The organism is Phyllobacterium sp. T2-21, from assembly GCF_055378485.1.
In genome coordinates, this window is sequence record NZ_AP027912.1 from 474,676 (window position 1) to 494,984 (window position 20,309).

The following is a 20,309-nucleotide window of genomic DNA, read 5'->3' on the forward strand; positions in this document are numbered from 1 at the left end:
AATAGGCCGGTCAAACCGGCTGATGAGAGGCTCCCGTCGGCCGATTATTCGACACTTGCCTCAATGCGCTCCATATCCTCGTCCGAGAGGCCGAAGTGATGGCCGATTTCATGGATGAGGACATGGGTAACGATATCCCCCAAGGCCTCCTCATACTCCGCCCAGTAATCCAGCACGGCGCGGCGATAAATCGTGATGATATTGGGTCTTTCCCCGGTTTGAAGCGAGAACCGTTCTCCGATACCCCGCCCTTCAAACAATCCAAGCAAATCAAACGGCGATTCCAGCCCCATGTCCTCGACAATCTGATCATCGGGGAATTCCGATACCTGAATGGTGATATCGCCGCACAAACTGCGAAAATCGTCGGGCAGATGCGCATAAGCCTCTATCGCGAGTGATTCGATCTCACTCAAGGCTGGTGACAAGCGATTGCCCCAATCGGCGGTTTGATTACTTCTGGCCATTAAAACTCCTGGAGCACTTTCCGGCCTCATATAGTGCCTTTGCAGCAAGGATGCGAGTGGCATGCAGACTAACCCCGCATTGGTACCAGAAGCCGCTCCATGCGCCGGAAGCTTTCAGCAAGCACTGTCGCGTCTTTGAGACCATGCGCGAGCATGATGCCGCCCTGCCATTCGGCCAGGGCATTGCGGGCGGTTCCAAGTGCCGCAGACGGGCGCACGCCGGTTCGCCCCAGCTCTCTTCCAATGAATCCAATCAGGAGGCTGAAAACTTCGGCCGCCCGTTCGGCGGCTTCCGGCGATTCATGGCGAAAATCCCGTATTCCCAAAGCGATCGGACAGCCGTTCTCGACACGGCTTTTAAGCGAATGCGACAGCTTTTCAATCAGCTGCAGCAGACGCTTGCGCGGATCCTGATCCGCTTCGACAATGGCCGTCAGCATATCCTCGGTTTCAGCAACGAAAATATCGGCAACGCCGCGCGCCAGGTCGGCCTTTGTCTTGAAATAATAATAGATGTTTCCAAGCGGAATTCCCGATTCCGCCGCGATGTGGGCAAGGCTTGTCACGGTGAAGCCTCGCCGCCAGAACAAGCCGGCAGCCGTGGCAACAAGGATATCACGTTTGTCGTTCCGCCTGGCCATCGCAGCGCCTTCGAATATCAGTTGTTCAACTGACTCGTATTTTGGCAGGTTCGGCTATGATTGCAGTAAAAATAAACTATTCTTCGATGGTTCGCGCTTCCGATGGCAGCATGATCGGTATCCCGTCCCGGATCGGATAGGCGAGATGAGCCGACTTCGAGATCAGCTCGGACCTCTCCTGATCGTAGACAAGCGGCCCCTTGGTCAGCGGGCAAACCAGAAGTTCAAGCAGCTTGCGATCAATGGCGGGGTCGCGTTTTTGTTCGATCATGGCTCGCTTCCTCGGGGGTTACTGCAGGTTCGACTCGTAACCATCCTGGTCTTTCGCCAGCATGATTTCGGTGATCGCGATCAAAGTCTCGGCCCGCGTTTTCAGATCGGCGGCCTCCAGCAGAGCCTGCTTTTCAGCGGCACCGAAAGGCGACATCATGGCGAGGGCATTGACCAGTGTTTCGTTGCCCGCGCGGGAAATACCGTCCCAATCCGCTTCGAGGTTGTTGGCATCGAGATAATCCCGGAAGACGCGCAGCAGCGCCGGCCGGTCGACTTCCGAGTCGTCTGCCTCGTCCAGATCCGCCAGAAGCGGCGCAATCTTGCACTGACGGAACGGTGTCCGGGTGGTGAGTTCCTTGACAATCCGAAAGCGGCAAATGCCCTGCAATGTGATGAGAAGGCGCCCGTCACCGGTCTCGGCGAACGATGTGATCCGGCCAAGGCATCCCACTTCACACAATTCATCCGCGTCCGTATCGCCCTCGTCGAAGCGTGGTTGAATCATGCCGATGACGCGCTTTCCACTCAAAGCCGCGTCCACCATGGCCAGGTAACGCAGTTCGAATATATTCAACGGCAACTGACCACCCGGAAGCAACAGGGCTCCCGAAAGGGGGAAAATCGGCACGCTTTCCGGAATATTGTCAAGCGTCCGATAACGAACATTGCCTGCTTGCATCACCAGCTCCAGTGATTGATCCGCAGCATCAGGGATCGATCGCTATTGTGCCCTATTTTACTCAGGAAAACAGCAGGGAAGACAGTTTCCGGCGCGCGGTCAGGGAAGCCTGATCAGCCGGACCCCATGCGTCGAAAAACTGCAACAGCTGTTTACGGGCTCCGTCAGCATTCCAGGTACGATCGGCCTTCATGATGGCGAGAAGATGATCGGCCGCCTCATCCCGCTGTCCGGTGGCATTCAGGAACATGGCAAGGTCGAACCGCGCCTGATGATCCCCGGGATTCGCCGCAAGTTTTGCTGCCAGCGCAACAGGGTCACCCAGCTTGGCCGCTTGATCAGCCAGGGCAACCTTTGCTTCCGCCGCACGCACACTGGCATCGTCTTTCTTGTTCGCGGGAACCTGCTCCAAAACGGCCTTGGCCTGGTCAAGATCACCCAGATCAATCAGGCAATTGGCAAGTCCGGCAAGCGCCGCCACATGATCGGGCACTTCCGCCAGAACGGCCGAATAGATCTGGGCCGCCTGCTCCATATCTCCCGCTGCTGCAGCCTGGGTAGCCGCATCCAGCGCCGATTGAATGGCCGCATCCCTGCCGCCATCCGGTGACGCAATGCGATCAATGAATTCCTTGACCTTTGATTCCGGCAATGCGCCCATGAAACCATCGACCGGCTTGCCATCAACAAAGGCAATCACCGCCGGAATTGATTGAATACCGAGCTGCCCAGCAATGGCAGGGTGCTCGTCAATATTCATTTTAACCAGCTTTACCCGCCCGCCGGCGGCATTGACCACCTTTTCAATGATCGGTGTCAATTGCTTGCAGGGCCCGCACCAGGGGGCCCAGAAATCGACCAGAACCGGTTGGCTCTTCGATTCGGCGATCACATCCGCGGCAAATCCCGCCGTGGTGGTGTCCTTGATCAATGCGCCAGCCGCGGTTGAGGCGGCCGCGGGAGCCGCGCCGCCATAGGATACCGTCGTTGTCGCAGCTGCACTGCCGTAGCCGCCGCCGAACGGGTTATCAGTATTGCTCATCAAAATTCTCCCCTATCCGCTGGTTACATGTTTTCCAGATCCGCTTGGACCGGTTTACAGCCTGCATTCAGGTTGGGTTGGATTCATCAATTTTCAAGATCAGGGGTTCGTGATCGGTAGATGCGAGAAACCGTAAGAGATCGTCTCGTCGAATGGATGTCGTGGCATCGTTGCTCAGCGGATGCGCATTGATGATCTCATTGTGCATGAGAGCTTCATCAAGCACGACCTTCACCTGATGCTCCTCGTCGTTGATAATGCCAAGCACACTGACAGAACCCGGAACAAGCCCAAGATACTCCATCAGCTTTTCCGGTTTGCCGAATGAAACGCGGCTTGATGCACCAATCTTGGTATGGATTGTTTTGAGATCGACCTGCGCCTCTTCATCCACAGTGACGAGAAAGAACTTGTCCTTCTTGTCCTTCAGGAACAGGTTTTTGGTGTGGGCACCGGGAACCTGCCCGCGCAAATCCTGCGCTTCGGCAACCGTGAACACCGGCGCATGCCGAATCGTTGACACTTTGATTCCGAGATCATCGAATTTCTGCATCAATTCTGCGTATGTCTTGGGCATTCTGGCTCTCGCGGCACCTGCAATCGAAAAATATGCTTTTGTTGTCCTAATCGCTTCACCGCACGCTCTCAAGCGAAAACCCAGCCGCACCTTGGTTTAATCGGACATTTCATTGCCGGGCCGATCCACCCGTTGAATTTTTTTTCGAATATCGTCACAAAGTCAAAAATTCACTGTTGCAATTGGTCTGTCCTTGGGTCATATAGGCCCCGCTTCGCAAGACAAACTGGCACATGCGGGAGTAGCTCAGGGGTAGAGCACAACCTTGCCAAGGTTGGGGTCGAGGGTTCGAATCCCTTCTCCCGCTCCAGTTGTTCGAAGTTCAAAAGGCCCGGTTTTTACCGGGCCTTTTTGCTTTTCGGGCTGGCTGCGCCATTGTTGTCCAAACCCTTTGATTGCGCGATATTCACTGCAGCTGGCAACGATGCGGTCTCCTTGATGGGTGTTTATGTCAGCCGGTAAAGAGCCCGCAATTGCAATCCGCGTTCAATGCGCTAAACCCTTCGACATGGCACAGAAGAAAGCACACGAGGTTGATTCCTTCCTGAAGAGGCTCGACAGGGCTTATCCGATCGTACTGCTGTACGGCCCCGACAAGGGCCTGGTGAGCGAACGGGCCGGCCTCTTTATCAAGCTGACCGGGCTTGCCCAGGACGATCCCTTTGCCGTCATACGCCTCGATGCCGATGACATTCAGGCAGAGCCCGGACGGCTGTCCGACGAGGCCAACACTATTTCCATGTTTGGCGGCGAGCGCCTGATCTGGGTCCGTAACGCAGCCGGACAGAAGGGATTGGCCGATGCCGTAACGCATCTGACCAAAACACCACCCGTCGACACATTCATCCTGATCGAGGCGGGCGACCTCAAGAAGGGTGCAGGTCTGCGCGGCATTGTCGAGCAGAGCGCAAGCGCCATGGCTTTGCCTTGCTACAGCGATGATGCGAAGGGCGTAGACGCAACCATTGATGACATGCTTGCCCGCAACAAGCTGCAGATCACGCTGGATGCCCGCAATCTGCTGAAAGAAAGCCTTGGGGGAGACCGGCTGGCCACGCGCGCCGAGCTTGAGAAAATCTGTCTTTATGCCCACGGCCGCGAACGGGTAACCATTGAGGATGTCCGTGATATCATCGGCGATGTCAGTGCCACATCCTACGAGACAATTGTCGATGCCATGATGACGGGCAATCTGACGGATTTTACCCATGCATTCGATCGGGTTACCGTTTCCGGGTCTTCGAGCTTTCTGATCCTGAGTTCCGCCATACGCCAGTTCCAGACATTGCAAAGCCTGCGTTACGGCATGGAAACGGAGGGCAAGAATGCCGGTTCGGCTGTGGCGTCCGCGCGTCCGCCGGTGTTTTTCTCGCGGCGGCGGCTGGTGGAAACGGCATTGCAGCGTTGGACAACACAAAGCTGCGCCCGCGCCATCGAACGGTTGCAGAAAACCGTGCTGGAAAGCCGCCGCAACGCGACACTTTCCATACCAATCATTCGTCAGTCACTGATCGCTCTGGCTGCAGAAGCAGCCCGGGCAGGGCGGAGCGGCCGTTAGGTAACGTGCACCCCTATCGCCCTTGCGAGACCAAAGAGCATAATAACCATTTGAATTAAAACGGTTTATCGCTTACAACTTAGCTTTGCAGGCGGCGACAGATCTCATCCAGCTGCTCCAGCGTCGCGTAATGAATACGCACGTCTCCACCCTTGGCCTGATGATTGACCGTTACACGCATTCCAGTCACATCCGACAGCAGTTTTTCCAGCGCCCGCGTGTCCGCGTCCTTGTTTTCATCATTGTCAGCCTTGACTTTCGGAGCGGCCGGTTTGCCGCCGCCTTGAGCCAGTGCTTCCGCTTGACGAACAGACAGGCCGTCGCGAATGATCCGCTCGGCCAGGACATCCGGATGTTCCGCGGTGATCAGCGTACGTGCATGTCCCGCCGACAGGGCGCCATTCGTGATGTGGTCGCGAACCGTTTCCGGCAGTTTCAGCAACCGCAATGTATTGGCCACGTGGCTTCGGCTCTTGCCGATAACCTGCGCCAAGTCCGCCTGCGTATAGTCATGATCATCAATCAGTTGCTGATAGCCCATGCCTTCTTCAATCGGATTGAGGTCGGCGCGCTGAACGTTCTCGATGATCGCCAGTTCAAGCGCGACCCGGTCATCGACTTCGCGAATGATGACGGGAACAGTGGTCAGACCGGCACGTTGCGCCGCACGCCAGCGCCGCTCGCCGGCGATCAGCTCATAGCGATCCGCGGAATCCTTGATGGGTCGAACCACGACAGGCTGAACAATGCCGTGTTCGCGGATTGACTGGGTCAAATCCTCCAGATCGGCTTCCGTGAACAAACGCCGGGGATTGCGCGGATTGCGCGTGACAAATTCAATGGGAACCTGACGATCCAAAGTGGCGATGCGCGGAGGAACATTTTCTTCCGGCAGACGGTCCATCTCTCCAATGAGCGCAGCAAGACCTCGACCGAGGCGCTTTTTTGACGGATCTTCATTCATTGTCATAGGCTCTCATAAATGTTTCGTATTCGAATCGATCAAGCAGCACGCAAGTGCCGCTCCCTTTGAATAACTTCCGACGCCAGCTGCAGATAAGCTTGGCTGCCCGCACATTTCAGGTCGTACAGAATGGCAGGGGTACCGTAGGAGGGTGCTTCCGAGACACGCACGTTGCGCGGAATGACTGTGCGGTAGACTTTGTCGCCCATAAACGAACGGACATCGTCAACAACCTGTGTTGCCAGATTGTTTCGGCCGTCAAACATGGTCAGTACAATACCCTGAATGTTCAGGGCCGGATTAAGCGCCGTCCGTACTTGGTTGACGGTTTCGAGCAACTGACTCAATCCTTCCAATGCGAAAAACTCACATTGTAATGGCACAAGCACTGAATCGGCCGCTGCCATGGCATTCATGGTCAGGAGATTGAGCGATGGCGGGCAATCGATCAGAATATAGGTAAAGGGCGATACTGCACTATCGCCGCGAAAGGCCTTGCGCAAACGCGTGGCACGGTCGGCAGAACCGGCAATCTCCATCTCAACCCCCAGAAGGTCGAGCGTAGACGGAATGAGCGACAGGTTGGGAACGGCTGTCGCAATGGCGGCCTCATCCACGGAAGCGGTTTGCATCAGAACATCATAGGACGACAATTCGCGATTCTTGCGATCGATGCCCAACCCGGTGCTGGCATTGCCCTGAGGATCAAGATCGACAATCAGGACGTTCTCGCCAATGGCCGCAAGCGCCGTAGCCAGGTTGATGGCAGTTGTAGTCTTCCCCACGCCGCCCTTCTGATTGGCTATGGTAATGATACGAGTCTGACTGTTCATCACTGTTTTCCCGAGCAAACCATTACTATCGGCGATAAAATGAAAATGGCCTATTTCGCCGCTGGGTTGCGCCGCACATTGCTGATCTGCAACACCACCGACTCAACATCGACCACACTGGCATGTTGTACCAGATCAAATGACCAGCCGTCACGGCTTTCCTCGATCTCGCGCCGATAATCCCGGCCTTTTTGAAAAAGTGCCGTTGCGCCGTTCGTCAGCCAGGGCTCTGTCAGCGCAAAAAGTTCCTTCAACGGCGCAAGTGCACGGGCCGTAACAACATCAGGTGTGGCGATTTTCGACCAAACCGCATCAATCCGAACTGGATGCACCGTTCCAGGAGTGTGAAACTGGCCCAGAGCGGTGCGCAAAAACGCAGCCTTCTTGCCATTGCTCTCGACAAGATCAATCGCCGCACCCTCCGTTTCCTTCAGGAGAATAGCGAGAACAACACCCGGAAAACCGCCGCCGGAACCGAGATCCAGCCAGCGCTTGGCCTCAGGCATAAGCGGGCGGAGCTGTACGCTGTCGATAATGTGCCGTTCCCACAACTCATCCAGCGTGGCAGGGGACGCGAGATTGATCGCCTTTGACCACTTTCGAAACAGATCTTCGAAGTCAATAAGGTCCTTGACTGTTTCACGTGAAACATTGGGGATAACCCCACGCAGCTTCTTCTCCCGCCAATCGCTCACGCAACGTCTCTTGCGACAGTGTTGCGACGGATTTGGGTGATAATGAGGGCAAGTGCAGCCGGCGTCATGCCATCGATACGCTGGGCTTCCGCAATCGAACGCGGCTGGCGCTGCTTCAGCTTCTGCTTCAACTCGTTGGACAGGCCGGAAACCGTCGAAAAGTCAATGCCCTGCGGTATGAGTAATGCTTCTTCGCGTTCCATCGCGGCAACATCGGCCTTCTGGCGTTCGAGATAAACCGCGTACTGCGCTTCGATCTCCAGAGCCTCCGCCGCACGACCGTTAATGTCAGCCAATTCCGGCCAGATTAGCCGCAAACGCGCCAGGTCTATCTCAGGAAAGGCAAGCAGTTCATAGGCCGAACGGCGAACGCCATCCTGATTAAGATGCAGATTTACGGCCGCTGCCGCATTTGGTGTGATGGTCAAGCGCTTTGCCAGGTGACGCGCCGCATCCAATTGATCCATCCGTGCCGCGAAGCGATCCCCGCGATCGGAACCCAGTATCCCCAATCGGTCCGCCATGGGCGTCAGACGTTCGTCGGCGTTGTCGGCCCGCAGAGAAAGCCGAAATTCCGCACGCGACGTAAACATGCGATATGGCTCGCTCACGCCGCGCGATGTCAAATCATCGATCATCACCCCGATATAGGCTTCGGTCCGATGAATGATCACAGGCTCACCACCGCCGGATAGCCGCGCCGCATTCAGTCCCGCCAGCAAACCCTGTGCCGCCGCTTCCTCATATCCCGTTGTTCCATTAATCTGCCCGGCGAGAAACAGACCGCCGATGCGACGCGCCTGCAGGCTTCGATCCAACTCGCGCGGATCAATATAGTCATATTCAATGGCGTAACCCGGCTGCAGCATGGTTGCGCGCTCGAGACCCGGTATGGTCTTGAGAATTTCCAGCTGCACGTCCTCGGGCAGGGATGTTGATATCCCATTGGGATAGATCGTATGATCATCCAAACCCTCGGGCTCCAGGAATATCTGATGGCCATCCCGGTCGCCAAATTTGACGATCTTGTCTTCCACAGACGGACAGTAGCGCGGGCCAATGCCTTCAATCGACCCGGAGTACATCGCTGAGCGATGCAGATTCGCGCGGATAATGGCATGCGATTCCGGTGTCGTGCGCGTGATCCCGCAGTCGATCTGCGGGTTGGTTATGACATCCGTCATCAACGAGAACGGCAGCGGGTCCTCGTCCGCAGATTGAACGTCAAGCCCTGACCAATCGATCGTGCGACCATCCAACCGCGGCGGCGTGCCTGTCTTCAACCGGCCCAAAGCGAACGCATGTCTCGTCAGGGTATCCGACAAACCGAGGGCAGGGGCCTCGCCCATTCGCCCTGCTGGTATCTTCTTTTCACCGATATGGATCAAGCCGCGAAGAAATGTTCCCGTCGTCAGGACAACAGCACCACAGGAGAAAACGCGGCCATCCATCAATTGAACGCCGGCAACCTTTCCATCGTGAATAACCAGATCGTTGGCGCCACCTTCAACGACCGTCAGGTTCTGCTGTTCCGCAATCGCCGCTTGCATCGCCAGCCTATAGAGCTTCCGGTCCGCCTGGGTGCGCGGACCGCGCACAGCAGGGCCTTTGCGCCGGTTGAGAAGTCGGAACTGAATACCAGCGGCATCGGCAATGCGGCCCATCAGGCCATCGAGCGCGTCAATCTCCCGGACGAGGTGACCCTTGCCAAGACCGCCTATGGCGGGGTTGCAGGACATAACACCGATTGTATCGGCCTTGTGTGTTACCAGCGCCGTGCGCGCGCCATAGCGTGCTGAGGCCGCTGCGGCTTCACAGCCGGCGTGTCCACCACCAATGACAATGACGTCAAAATTGTCTTCCACGAGCCAAACTTTCCGAGATTCGAATTCAGTGTCTTGATGAGCAAATCAACGCCCTGAGTCAAGTGTGAGTCAAAGAACAATGTTTCACGTGAAACAATTCGCACGCACAAATTACCGTTATAGCTTCAATGTTTCACGTGAATCATTTGCCTATACAGAACTGTGAGAATACCACATCGAGAATATCCTCGACATCCACGTCTCCGGTAATCCGGCCCAATGCATGGGAGGCCCGGCGTAGATACTCAGCCCGAACCTCCAGCGGCGCGGCTACGTCAACCACAGCGTGATTGATCTCCCGGCTCGTTTCGGCGAGTAACTCCATATGACGGCGGCGGGTGGGAAGCGGATCAGAGAGATTCCCGGCCGCAGATTCGGCCCGGGATCGCAAAGTCGCTATCAGATCATTCAAACCCTCACCCGAGCGGATTGAAACTTTTAGATCATAGCTATCGGATGTCGTTCTCTCGACAACATCCAGCTTCGTTCCAATTCGCAGCGTATCGATCGCATTCAGTTCGACAAATGGCGCTGGAAGCGGGCTCGCCATATCCGTCAGCAGCAGTACCAGATCCGCGGCGTGCGCGCGATCAAGTGCCCGTTCAATGCCGATCTGTTCCACCTTGCCCTCGGTTTCCCTGAGACCCGCCGTATCGGTGATAACAACGGGCAGGCCTCCCAGATCGAGTTTGATTTCAATCAGATCACGTGTCGTTCCCGGTTCGTCGGAGACAATCGCAACATCGGTTCCCGCCAGGGCATTCAGCAGGCTCGATTTGCCGGCGTTCGGCGCACCAACAATCACCACGCGGAAGCCGTCGCGCACCATCGCGCCACGTTTTCCATCGGCTACGTGATGTTCAATCTTTTCCGCAAGATCACGCATCGATACCCAGACTTGATCCGATACGGAACCGGGCACGTCGGATTCGTCGGCAAAATCCAGTTCCGCTTCAATCAAAGCGCGCGCGCGGATCATCTCGGTGCGCCAGGATGAGTAGAGCTGAACTTGCGAACCGGACGCGATCTGCAGTGCCAGGCGGCGTTGACCATCGGTCTCAGCGGCGATGAGATCCGCGAGGCCTTCAGCCACCGTCAGATCGAATTTTCCATTCGCAAAGGCGCGCCGCGTGAACTCACCGGGTTCGGCCAAGCGACAATTGTCAAAGGAATAGAGAAGCGAAATCATTGCATCCACAACAGCACGACCGCCGTGCAGGTGAAACTCGCCACAATCCTCACCGGTAAAGCTATGGGGATTGGAGAAAAACAACACGAGTCCCCGATCAACGGGACTACCGAGCGCATCGCGGAACGTACGCAGCTCAGCCTGTCGTGGCTGAGGAAGGTTACCACAAATTGTTTCGATAACGAATCGAGTCTTCGATCCGGACATGCGGATCACGGCGACACCAGACGGAAGCCGCCCACTGGACAGGGCAAAAATAGTCTCGCTGAAATTCTGGTTCTGTTTCATTTGCATTTATCCACGGCTACACTGGATGTCTTGATAACCCTCAAGCCGGCATTCGGGAAGAGCGGAGTAATCCAATGTATCAGCAAGCCAATCTGCTCGGGAACGAGTCCAGCCCGTATCTTCGTCAGCATGCCGGCAACCCGGTGCATTGGCGACCATGGGGAAAGCTTGCGCTGGCGGAAGCACAAGAAATGGGCAAGCCCATTCTGCTGTCCGTTGGTTACGCTGCCTGTCACTGGTGCCATGTCATGGCACACGAATGCTTTGAAGATAGCGACGTTGCCGACCTGATGAATGCCCACTACGTCAATATCAAGGTGGACAGGGAAGAACGGCCGGATATCGATCAGATCTACATGGCAGCTCTTGGTGCGATGGGAGAGCAGGGAGGTTGGCCACTGACGATGTTTCTCACACCGGAGGCAAAGCCGTTTTGGGGAGGAACCTATTTTCCCAAGAACTCACGCTATGGCCGGCCTGGTTTTGTCGACGTGTTGCAGTCGATCGACAGGGTATGGCGCGAAGACCGCGCGCGCGTCATCCAGAACGTCGATGCCTTGACAAGCCACGTCAGCGCCCGTCTTGACGCCCAGGCGGGTCCGGCAGTGCTGGACAAACATATCTTTGATCAGTTTTCCGCCAATATATCCGGTATGATCGACATGCAGAAAGGCGGTTTGACCGGCGCTCCCAAATTCCCGAATGCGCCTTTCATGGACACACTCTGGCTTTCCTGGCTGGGCACCGGAAATGTCCAGCATCGGGATGCCTTTCTCAAGAGCCTGCAAATGATGCTGCAGGGCGGCATCTACGATCATCTCGGCGGTGGGTTATCCCGGTATTCCGTCGATGATCGCTGGCTTGTCCCGCACTTTGAAAAGATGCTTTACGACAATGCCCAGTTCATCCGTCACGCGACGTATGCCTATGCCGAAACCAAAGATGAATTGTTCCGCCTACGAATCGAAGAAACCGTCGGTTGGCTCGAGCGCGAAATGCTGGCGAACGGCCAGCGCTTTGCCTCGAGCTTGGATGCCGACAGCGAGGGTGAAGAGGGCCGGTTCTACGTTTGGTCCGCGGATGAAATTCCGACGACGCCAGATTTCGATATCTTTCGCACGGTTTACGATGTCCGCCCAGAGGGAAACTGGGAAGGCAAAACCATTCTCAATCGCCTGACCTCGCCCGGCTCATCAGATGCAGACACCGAGGCACATTTGGCAAAGGCCAGGCAGATACTTTTCAATCGCCGCGAAAGCCGGGTCCACTCCCATCGCGACGACAAGTCGCTCACCGACTGGAACGGGCTGATGATCCGTGCGCTCGCAGAAGCGGCGCGGTTATTCCAGCGCAAAGATTGGCTGGATCTGGCATTGGGCGCATATCGTTCCATATCCGAATCGATGGTTGATGGGCGTCTGCCGCATTCCGTTCTGGAACAATCCCGCCTCTTTCCCGGCTTGTCATCGGATTATGCATCCATGATCAATGCCTCCGTCTCCCTCTACGAAGCGACGCAGGACAAAGCGTTTCTCGACGACGCGGCTCTTTGGCTCCAGTCTCTCGATCGCTGGCATCTTACGGAAGATGGCAATCATGCCCTCAGCGCCACCGACAGCACCGATGTCATCATCCGCGTGCGCGGTGATCAGGATGAGGCCATACCGAGCGCTACAGGGCAGATCATCGAAGCTATCTCGCGTCTGGCAACAGCAACATCGGACTACGCATTGCAGCAGCGCGTCGAGGAACTCGCTGAAAACGCGCTCGGTCGTGTGCTTGAACAGCGCTATGGCCAGGCCGGTGTTCTCAACAGCGCAAGCCTGCTGCTGGAACCGATGAAGCTTGTTCTGATCACTCCGGACAAAAGCCATCCGCTCCTGCAGCTTGCAAACGATTATCCGGATCCGCGCCGTACCGACATCTGGATGGAGTTTAGGGAAAACACCACAATCGAGCTGGTGCCCGGCAGCGGAGCAATCGCCATAAAAAAACCCGCGGCCTATCTCTGCCGCGGGTTCGTGTGTCTGGCGCCTGTGGAAACGGCCGAGGCGCTGGCAGCGCTGCTCAAACCGTAATCCTAGGACTGTTACGTATTCATCGAATCGAAGAATTCGCCATTGGTCTTGGTCTGCTTCAACTTGTCGATAAGGAACTCGATCGCATCCGTGGTGCCCATCGGGGCCAGAATACGGCGCAGGACAAAGATCTTCTGCAGATCCTGACGCGGTACGAGCAGGTCTTCCTTGCGCGTGCCGGATTTCAGAATATCCATGGACGGGAAAATGCGCTTGTCGGCAACCTTGCGGTCGAGCACGATTTCCGAATTGCCCGTACCCTTGAATTCTTCAAAGATCACTTCGTCCATGCGGCTGCCCGTATCGATAAGCGCCGTCGCAATGATTGTCAGCGATCCGCCTTCCTCGATGTTGCGTGCCGCACCGAAGAAACGCTTGGGGCGCTGAAGCGCGTTGGCGTCGACACCACCGGTCAGAACCTTGCCGGATGACGGCACCACGGTGTTGTAGGCGCGGCCAAGGCGCGTAATGGAATCGAGCAGGATGACCACATCGCGGCCATGTTCAACCAGACGCTTCGCCTTCTCGATGACCATTTCGGCTACTTGAACGTGGCGGGACGCCGGCTCGTCGAATGTCGAGGAGACCACTTCGCCCTTTACGGAACGCTGCATATCCGTGACTTCTTCCGGACGTTCATCGATCAGAAGAACGATCAGATAGCATTCGGGATGATTGGCAGTGATGGAATGGGCAATGTTCTGGAGGAGAACGGTTTTACCGGTACGGGGCGGAGCGACGATGAGACCGCGCTGGCCTTTACCGAGAGGTGCCACCAGATCGATGACACGGGCTGACAAATCCTTGGTGGTCGGATTTTCCAGCTCCATCTTGAAACGCTCATTCGGATAGAGCGGTGTCAGATTGTCGAAGTGGATCTTGTGGCGGATTTTTTCCGGGTCTTCGAAGTTGATGGTGTTGACCTTGAGAAGGGCGAAATAGCGCTCACCTTCCTTGGGCCCACGGATCGGACCTTCGACGGTATCACCGGTTTTCAGCGAAAACCGCCGGATCTGTGATGGGGAGATATAGATGTCGTCGGGGCCTGGGAGATAGTTTGCATTGGCAGAACGCATGAAGCCGAAGCCATCCTGCAATATCTCGACCACGCCTTCGCCGATAATTTCGACATCCTGGGAGGCCAGTTTCTTCAAGATCGCAAACATCAATTCCTGTTTGCGCATGACACTGGCGTTTTCGACTTCCAGTGTTTCAGCAAACGCCAGAAGATCAACCGGCGTCTTGTTCTTGAGTTCTTGTAGTTTCATTTCCTGCATGTGTGCGGAACTCTTAATCTTATAGGTTTGAAATGGGGAAGGGAAATGACGATGCCGGAATGCAGTGCCATGTATGAATGGCTGAAGATCGCTATGGCGGTATTTCCAGAGAAGAGCCCCTATCTAGCCAATCATGACTGCAAGGGCAAGGGGTTTCATGAGTGGTATTGATATCAGGCAGAAAATAAAATGATGAGTCAAAATGGCTTTATGATGACCATGATCACGATAATGATCATCAGAACCGTTGGCACTTCATTCATCATCCGCCAGAAACGGGCAGGCTTTACGTTTCTATCCTCGGCGAACATGCGGACAGCCTTGGAAAAGTAGCCGTGGATGCCGGAAAGGATCAGGACGGCCAGGAATTTCACATGAAACCAGCCGTCCATATAGGCAACCGTTCGCCACGCGAGCCAAAGTCCGGCGGCCCATGTCACCATCATGGCCGGATTGATGATGGCTTTAAGCAACCGGCGCTCCATCACCTTGAACGTTTCCGATTGGACGGACCCTTTTTCGGCGGCACAATGATAGATGAACAGCCGCGGCAGATAGAGCATCCCGGCCATCCAGGAGATGACGGCAATCACATGCAATGCCTTCACCCAGAGATAGGCGTTGTCGGGATAGAGATAGACCAGCGCCACAACAACCAATGCTGGAACGATACCGATCGCCTTTGCCATCGATGCTGTCTTGTTTGAATTTTGGACCGGCATCTCGTTGCTGCTCATAATCAATCCCCGGTTTTCAGCGCATCAGTTCCTGGCCGTTGCCTGCCGCACGCGCGCAACCATCTGTTCCACATGGGACACGGGAGCATCGGGGGTGATGCCATGACCAAGATTGAAGACCAGCGGGCCGTGACCCAGGCCGTCAAGAATGGCATCCACGCCTTCATCCAGCGCCCGGCCGCCAGCAACAACACGCAAGGGATCAAGATTGCCCTGAATTGCTCCTCCACCTTGAAGCGAAGACGCCAGCGACAGCGGCACCGTCCAGTCGAGGCCCAAGGCTGTCACCCCGGTGCGTTCGCGATAGTTCACATAAAGCGCGCCGGCGCCCTTGGGGAAACCGATAATCGGGACATCCGGGTGGGATGCATGCACCTTTTTGACGATCCTGGCCACGGGAGCGATACAGAACTGCTCGAAGCAGGCTTCGTCGAGAACACCAGACCAGGAATCAAAAATCTGCACCGCGTCAGCACCGGCATCGATCTGGCGGATCAGATACTCCGCTGAAACATCGGCGAGTTCGTCCAGCAGTTTCTGAAAGGCATCCGGATAGCGGTAGGCGAAGAGGCGGGCCGGGGCCTGGTCCGGTGTTCCATGACCGGCTATCATATAGGTCGCCACGGTCCATGGAGCGCCACAGAAGCCAAGCAAGGTGGTTTCCTGTGGCAGCTGATGCCGGAGCAGCCGAACCGTCTCGTAGACAGGCTCCAGGCGTTCCACAGCCCCATTTGGTTCAAGCCAGAAAATGCCATCCGCATCAATCGGCGTCATCAAAGGGCCTCTGCCCTCTTCAAAGCGCAGATCACGGCCAAGCGCATGCGGCACGACAAGAATATCGGAAAACAGGATTGCCGCATCAAATCCGAAACGGCGAATCGGCTGCAGCGTCACTTCGACGGCGAGATCCGGCGAATAGCAGAGATCCAGAAAACTTCCGGCGTTCTTTCTGACTTCCCGGTATTCAGGAAGATAGCGTCCAGCCTGGCGCATCATCCAGATGGGAGGCGGAAAAACTGTCTCGCCTCTAAGGACTTTCATCACTTTGCGGACCATTCCGTCTCTCTCCAGCTTTGTCTTACAAAAAAGAAAATTGGATATTTTCTGATTTTCTGATTCTTAGAGTCTGTTTGTATCGGGAATTACCAGATTGCCAACTTTTTCCCACAGGCAACCGGAGCGATGCGAAACAGGGAAAACCATAAAGCAAATTTCAGGAAAAGCGGTAATAAAGTAAAATTCCGTTCATTATCAGTCTGTTGAATAACATCGATCTGTGGATATCCATGTGGGAATGCAGGGAACAACGGACGAAGAGTCGCAACAATCCCCAGATCGCAGCTATGCCCGGAAGAGTCATCCACAAGTGGGCTCGCTGTGGATGACTTGCCAATGATTCACATGGCTGCCATTGCTTGTTCAAAACCGGGAGAATTCTCCCCAGTCATCAACAGGGAGTCGAGTTTTCTGTGACAAAACCAGTCAACTACTTCCATCTTCACATGATTTCTGATGCGACCGGAGAGACTCTCCTGGCGGCGGGCCGCGCAGCCGCGGCGCAATATGTGCATGCGCGCGCCATTGAACATGTCTATCCGCTCATTCGCACGGAAAAGCAGATCAAAAAGGTGCTTGAAGGTATCGATGCAGAACCTGGCATTGTTCTTTATACCATCGTGGACAAACGGCTGGCGGCAATGATCGATGAAAGCTGTGCGACGATTGGCGTTCCCTGCGTGTCCGTTCTTGAACCGGTCCTCAGCATATTTCAGTCCTATCTCGGTGCTCCGGCGGGACGGCGGGTTGGGGCACAGCATGTGCTCAATGCGGAATATTTCCGCCGCATCGACGCGTTGAATTTTACCATGGAGCATGATGACGGCCAGCTGCCGCTCGACATCGAAGAAGCCGATGTCATTCTGATCGGCATTTCACGGACGTCGAAAACCCCGACAAGCATTTATCTCGCCAATCGCGGCATCAAGACCGCCAATGTGCCCATCGTTCCCGGTGTGCCCATTGCCGATGTGATTATCAATGCGGAGCGGCCGCTGATTGTTGGCCTGATTGCCTCGGCAGAGCGGATCTCACAGGTGCGCCAGCATCGCATTCTCGGGGCAACCCCGGGCTTCGATACGGATCACTATCTTGACCGGGCCAACATTATTGAAGAGCTTTCCTATGCGCGGCAGATTTGCCATCGCTATAATTGGCCTATGATAGACGTCTCACGCCGTTCCATTGAAGAAACGGCGGCGGCGGTTCTCGCCCTGCGTTCCCAGGGGCGATAACCGCGTTGTTAATCAGAGAAGAAGACAAATGCAGATTATTCTTGCTTCCAAAAGTCCGTTCCGCGCGACGCTCCTGAAAAACGCCGGCATCGCTTTTACCGCACAATCGGCCAATATCGATGAGCGGGCGGTAGAAGCGCCTCTCTATAAGAGCGGAGCAACGCCGGAGGACGTCGCGCTTGTTCTGGCCGAAGCAAAGGCGCTCGACGTCAGTGAGCGTAACCCGGATGCATTGGTGATCGGTTCGGATCAAACCCTGTCCTTGGGCGACGAGGTTTTGCACAAGCCTGCTGATATGGAGGCCGCGCGTCGGCAACTGCTCAGGCTTTCCGGTAGGACTCATCACCTGAACAGTGCGATTGTTCTGGTCAAGAGCGGGCAGACGGTGTGGCGGCATGTTTCGGTGGCGCGCATGACATTGCGCGATCTCGATCCGGCTTTCATCGGACGGCACCTGGCACGGGTTGGTACCGTCGCTCTGCAAAGTGTCGGCGCCTATCAGTATGAAGGCGAAGGCGTGCAGCTGTTCGAAAAGGTGGACGGAGATTATTTTACCATTGTCGGCCTCCCACTATTGCCGTTGCTGAATGAACTGCGCCGGGAGGGTGCGATCGATGGCTGATCATCCCAGCGCTTTCGTAACGGGTTATCCCATCCGTCATTCACGCTCGCCGCTCATCCACGGTTACTGGCTCAGGCAATTCGGATTGGACGGCTCCTATCGGGCGGTCGAGGTTGCACCGGACGCTTTTGCCGGCTTTATCGGCACGTTGAATGACAATGGGTTTGTCGGCGGTAACGTCACCATCCCGCATAAGGAAGTGGCTTTTTCCCTGTGCGGGAAGCGCGATTCTGCCGCCGAAGAAATCGGAGCGGTGAACACGCTCTGGTTCGAGAATGGCATTCTGCATGGCGGCAATACGGATGCTTACGGGTTCTTGGCAAATCTGGACTCGCTGAGCCCCGGCTGGAGTGAGCGCAAGAGCGCTTTGGTGCTGGGTGCGGGCGGGGCAAGTCGGGCGGTGATCTTTGCGTTGAAGCAGCGCGGTTTCACCGACATCAGGATCGTCAATCGAACCATGGAGCGGGCCCAGGAACTGGCAGACCGGTTTGGAATTTCCGGGGGTGCCCATGGGTGGAACGCCGTGCCGGAATTGCTGAAGGGCGCGTCACTGATTGTAAACACCACGTCGCTCGGCATGTCGGGTAAAGACGAGATAGTGATAGACTTCACCGAGGCTGATTCGGATGCGCTGGTGACCGACATTGTCTATGTGCCGTTGGAAACGCCGCTTTTGCGCGAAGCGCGCTTCCGAGGTCTCGAAACCGCTGATGGACTGGGCATGTTGCTGCACCAGGCCGTACCGGGCTTCGAGCACTGGTTCGGCAAACGGCCGGATGTAACGGCAGAGCTGCGAAACCTCATTCTGGCCGATATGGCGGCGGGGAAAGCAAAATGATCGTGCTGGGTCTCACCGGATCGATCGGCATGGGTAAATCGACAGCCGCGCAAATGTTCATGGATGCGGGCGTTCCGGTCTATTCCGCCGATGAAACGGTTCACCGGCTATATTCCGGCGCGGCGGCTCCTTTGATCGAGGCGGCTTTTCCCGGAACGACAGAAAACGGTGTGGTGGATCGCGCCAGACTCTCGGCAGCGGTCATTGGCAATCCCAAGGCGCTTCGGAAGCTTGAATCGATTATCCACCCCATGGTTCGTTCCGAAGAGAACGCGTTCCGCGATGGCGCTCAATCCCGAGGTGCGAAGCTTGCCGTTATCGATATTCCGCTGCTGTTCGAGACTGGTGGGGATAAGCGGGTGGACAAGATCCTTGTTGTCAGCGCACCGGCAGATGTGCAGAAAAGGCGGGTATTGGCCAGGGCCGATATGACCCCCGAAAAACTCGAAGCAATTCTTGAGCGCCAGACTCCCGACGCCGAGAAACGCGCCCGTGCCGATTTTGTCGTCAACACGGACCAGACATTTGATGCGACGCGGGCCGAGATCAACGAGATAATCCGGATTCTCACGGATTCCTGACAGGCGGAAAGCGGGGAAACCGCTGCTCCGGCCTTGCGCTGGCCGGTCAATTCATGAAATCTGGGTCAAAGGAAGATTCCATGCGCGAGATCATATTCGATACGGAAACAACAGGGCTCGACCGGCTGGATGATCGCATCATCGAAATTGGCGGGGTGGAACTGGTCAATCGTTTCCCGACCGGCAACACATTTCATGTTTTCATCAATCCGGATGGCAAACAGGTCCACCCGGATGCGCTGGCCGTTCACGGCATCAGCAATGACCGACTGAAGGATGAGCCGGTCTTTGCCGGCATCGTCGACGGTTTTCTCGAATTCATCGACGGGGCAAAGCTGATCGCCCACAACGCCACATTCGATATGGGCTTCATCAATGCCGAGCTGAACCGCCTGGGGCACCCCCCCATCAGCAATGACCGGGTTATCGATACGCTGGCACTCGCGCGCCGCAAACATCCGATGGGCCCAAATTCCCTGGATGCCCTGTGCCGTCGTTACGGCATCGACAACAGTCACCGCACGATGCACGGCGCGTTGCTCGATTCGCAGTTGCTGGCGGAAGTCTATATCGAACTGATCGGCGGAAAACAGGCAGCCCTCGGCCTGACCGTTGCCGAACAGTCAGACAACAAGCAATCCGCCGATACGGAAACGGTTGTTGTCATTGCGCACCGGGAGGTACCGCTTCCATCCCGCCTCACCGATTCGGAAAAGCAGGCGCACGACAAGCTGGTCGAAAAGATTGGCGAGAAAGCGATCTGGAACGAACGGATAGCAGCACGGTAAAAATCGCGGCAACAAAAAACCCGGGT

21 protein-coding genes and 1 tRNA gene are annotated in these 20,309 nt (G+C 56.0%); 8 read left to right on the forward strand and 14 right to left on the reverse strand.

Annotated elements, in window-relative coordinates:
• Positions 1-44: 44 nt before the first annotated feature.
• The 6 genes from ACZ5FP_RS02405 to ACZ5FP_RS02430 all read right to left on the reverse strand — a co-directional run bounded on the left by ACZ5FP_RS02405 (position 45) and on the right by ACZ5FP_RS02430 (position 3,679).
• The gene (locus ACZ5FP_RS02405) at positions 45-467 is read right to left on the reverse strand and encodes a metallopeptidase family protein (RefSeq protein ID WP_223614138.1); all 423 of its coding nucleotides are present in this window, start codon (positions 465-467) and stop codon (positions 45-47) included.
• A gap of 68 nt (positions 468-535) precedes the next feature.
• Entirely contained in the window at positions 536-1,108 is a 573-nt protein-coding gene (locus tag ACZ5FP_RS02410; RefSeq protein ID WP_464661925.1) for a TetR/AcrR family transcriptional regulator, read from the reverse strand.
• A gap of 76 nt (positions 1,109-1,184) precedes the next feature.
• The gene (locus ACZ5FP_RS02415; RefSeq protein WP_464661927.1) at positions 1,185-1,379 is read right to left on the reverse strand and encodes a Trm112 family protein; all 195 of its coding nucleotides are present in this window, start codon (positions 1,377-1,379) and stop codon (positions 1,185-1,187) included.
• 18 nt (positions 1,380-1,397) lie between these two features.
• Positions 1,398-2,060 carry an LON peptidase substrate-binding domain-containing protein gene (locus ACZ5FP_RS02420; RefSeq protein WP_464661929.1) on the reverse strand — a complete coding sequence of 221 codons (663 nt, stop codon included), beginning with the start codon at positions 2,058-2,060 and terminating at the stop codon, positions 1,398-1,400.
• 61 nt (positions 2,061-2,121) lie between these two features.
• A complete protein-coding gene (gene trxA / locus ACZ5FP_RS02425) occupies positions 2,122-3,102 on the reverse strand; it encodes a thioredoxin (protein WP_464661931.1) in 981 nt (326 codons plus the stop codon).
• A 67-nt stretch (positions 3,103-3,169) separates the two neighbouring features.
• Positions 3,170-3,679, reverse strand: coding sequence for a prolyl-tRNA synthetase associated domain-containing protein (locus tag ACZ5FP_RS02430; protein WP_223613938.1), 510 nt, complete (start codon positions 3,677-3,679; stop codon positions 3,170-3,172).
• A 235-nt stretch (positions 3,680-3,914) separates the two neighbouring features.
• On the opposite strand from ACZ5FP_RS02430, the gene ACZ5FP_RS02435 reads away from it, so the two are divergent.
• Both ACZ5FP_RS02435 and holA read left to right on the forward strand, forming a co-directional pair.
• A tRNA-Gly gene (locus tag ACZ5FP_RS02435) sits at positions 3,915-3,989 on the forward strand.
• Between the two features lie 198 nt (positions 3,990-4,187).
• A complete protein-coding gene (gene holA / locus ACZ5FP_RS02440) occupies positions 4,188-5,237 on the forward strand; it encodes a DNA polymerase III subunit delta (protein WP_464661933.1) in 1,050 nt (349 codons plus the stop codon).
• 79 nt (positions 5,238-5,316) lie between these two features.
• Here holA and ACZ5FP_RS02445 read toward each other — a convergent pair whose 3' ends face one another.
• The 5 genes from ACZ5FP_RS02445 to mnmE all read right to left on the reverse strand — a co-directional run bounded on the left by ACZ5FP_RS02445 (position 5,317) and on the right by mnmE (position 11,071).
• Positions 5,317-6,201, reverse strand: a complete 885-nt coding sequence (locus tag ACZ5FP_RS02445) for a ParB/RepB/Spo0J family partition protein (protein WP_464663144.1) — start codon at positions 6,199-6,201, stop codon at positions 5,317-5,319.
• Positions 6,202-6,239: 38 nt separating this feature from the next.
• Positions 6,240-7,034 (reverse strand): ParA family protein, encoded by a 795-nt coding sequence (locus ACZ5FP_RS02450; RefSeq protein WP_464661935.1) that lies wholly within the window; start codon positions 7,032-7,034, stop codon positions 6,240-6,242.
• 50 nt (positions 7,035-7,084) lie between these two features.
• Positions 7,085-7,729: a 16S rRNA (guanine(527)-N(7))-methyltransferase RsmG gene (rsmG, locus tag ACZ5FP_RS02455; RefSeq protein WP_464661937.1), complete on the reverse strand. Its 645-nt coding sequence runs from the start codon at positions 7,727-7,729 to the stop codon at positions 7,085-7,087.
• A complete protein-coding gene (gene mnmG, locus ACZ5FP_RS02460; RefSeq protein ID WP_464661938.1) occupies positions 7,726-9,594 on the reverse strand; it encodes a tRNA uridine-5-carboxymethylaminomethyl(34) synthesis enzyme MnmG in 1,869 nt (622 codons plus the stop codon). Before mnmG ends, rsmG begins: the two co-directional genes overlap by 4 nt.
• Positions 9,595-9,736: 142 nt before the next feature.
• The gene (mnmE, locus tag ACZ5FP_RS02465; RefSeq protein ID WP_464661940.1) at positions 9,737-11,071 is read right to left on the reverse strand and encodes a tRNA uridine-5-carboxymethylaminomethyl(34) synthesis GTPase MnmE; all 1,335 of its coding nucleotides are present in this window, start codon (positions 11,069-11,071) and stop codon (positions 9,737-9,739) included.
• A gap of 74 nt (positions 11,072-11,145) precedes the next feature.
• Here mnmE and ACZ5FP_RS02470 point away from each other — a divergent pair, with 74 nt between their 5' ends.
• Entirely contained in the window at positions 11,146-13,149 is a 2,004-nt protein-coding gene (locus tag ACZ5FP_RS02470; RefSeq protein WP_464661942.1) for a thioredoxin domain-containing protein, read from the forward strand.
• An 11-nt stretch (positions 13,150-13,160) separates the two neighbouring features.
• Here the strand turns inward: ACZ5FP_RS02470 and rho are convergent, their stop codons facing one another.
• From rho to hemE, 3 genes are all read right to left on the reverse strand, one after another.
• On the reverse strand, positions 13,161-14,426 hold the full coding sequence (gene rho / locus ACZ5FP_RS02475; protein WP_091879370.1) for a transcription termination factor Rho: 1,266 nt from the start codon (positions 14,424-14,426) through the stop codon (positions 13,161-13,163).
• A 197-nt stretch (positions 14,427-14,623) separates the two neighbouring features.
• Positions 14,624-15,148 (reverse strand): protoporphyrinogen oxidase HemJ, encoded by a 525-nt coding sequence (hemJ, locus tag ACZ5FP_RS02480; protein ID WP_464663145.1) that lies wholly within the window; start codon positions 15,146-15,148, stop codon positions 14,624-14,626.
• Between the two features lie 39 nt (positions 15,149-15,187).
• A complete protein-coding gene (gene hemE, locus ACZ5FP_RS02485; RefSeq protein ID WP_464661943.1) occupies positions 15,188-16,219 on the reverse strand; it encodes a uroporphyrinogen decarboxylase in 1,032 nt (343 codons plus the stop codon).
• 413 nt (positions 16,220-16,632) lie between these two features.
• Here hemE and ACZ5FP_RS02490 point away from each other — a divergent pair, with 413 nt between their 5' ends.
• From ACZ5FP_RS02490 to dnaQ, 5 genes are all read left to right on the forward strand, one after another.
• Positions 16,633-17,454: a pyruvate, water dikinase regulatory protein gene (locus ACZ5FP_RS02490; RefSeq protein WP_223613946.1), complete on the forward strand. Its 822-nt coding sequence runs from the start codon at positions 16,633-16,635 to the stop codon at positions 17,452-17,454.
• 28 nt (positions 17,455-17,482) lie between these two features.
• On the forward strand, positions 17,483-18,076 hold the full coding sequence (locus ACZ5FP_RS02495) for a Maf-like protein (protein WP_288191898.1): 594 nt from the start codon (positions 17,483-17,485) through the stop codon (positions 18,074-18,076).
• Positions 18,069-18,914 carry a shikimate dehydrogenase gene (locus ACZ5FP_RS02500; protein ID WP_464661945.1) on the forward strand — a complete coding sequence of 282 codons (846 nt, stop codon included), beginning with the start codon at positions 18,069-18,071 and terminating at the stop codon, positions 18,912-18,914. Before ACZ5FP_RS02495 ends, ACZ5FP_RS02500 begins: the two co-directional genes overlap by 8 nt.
• Complete coding sequence (gene coaE / locus ACZ5FP_RS02505) at positions 18,911-19,495, forward strand: dephospho-CoA kinase (protein ID WP_464661946.1); 585 nt, start codon at positions 18,911-18,913, stop codon at positions 19,493-19,495. The genes ACZ5FP_RS02500 and coaE overlap by 4 nt, the downstream gene beginning before the upstream one ends.
• Before the next feature lie 80 nt (positions 19,496-19,575).
• Positions 19,576-20,283: a DNA polymerase III subunit epsilon gene (gene dnaQ / locus ACZ5FP_RS02510; RefSeq protein ID WP_464661947.1), complete on the forward strand. Its 708-nt coding sequence runs from the start codon at positions 19,576-19,578 to the stop codon at positions 20,281-20,283.
• Positions 20,284-20,309 lie beyond the last annotated feature (26 nt).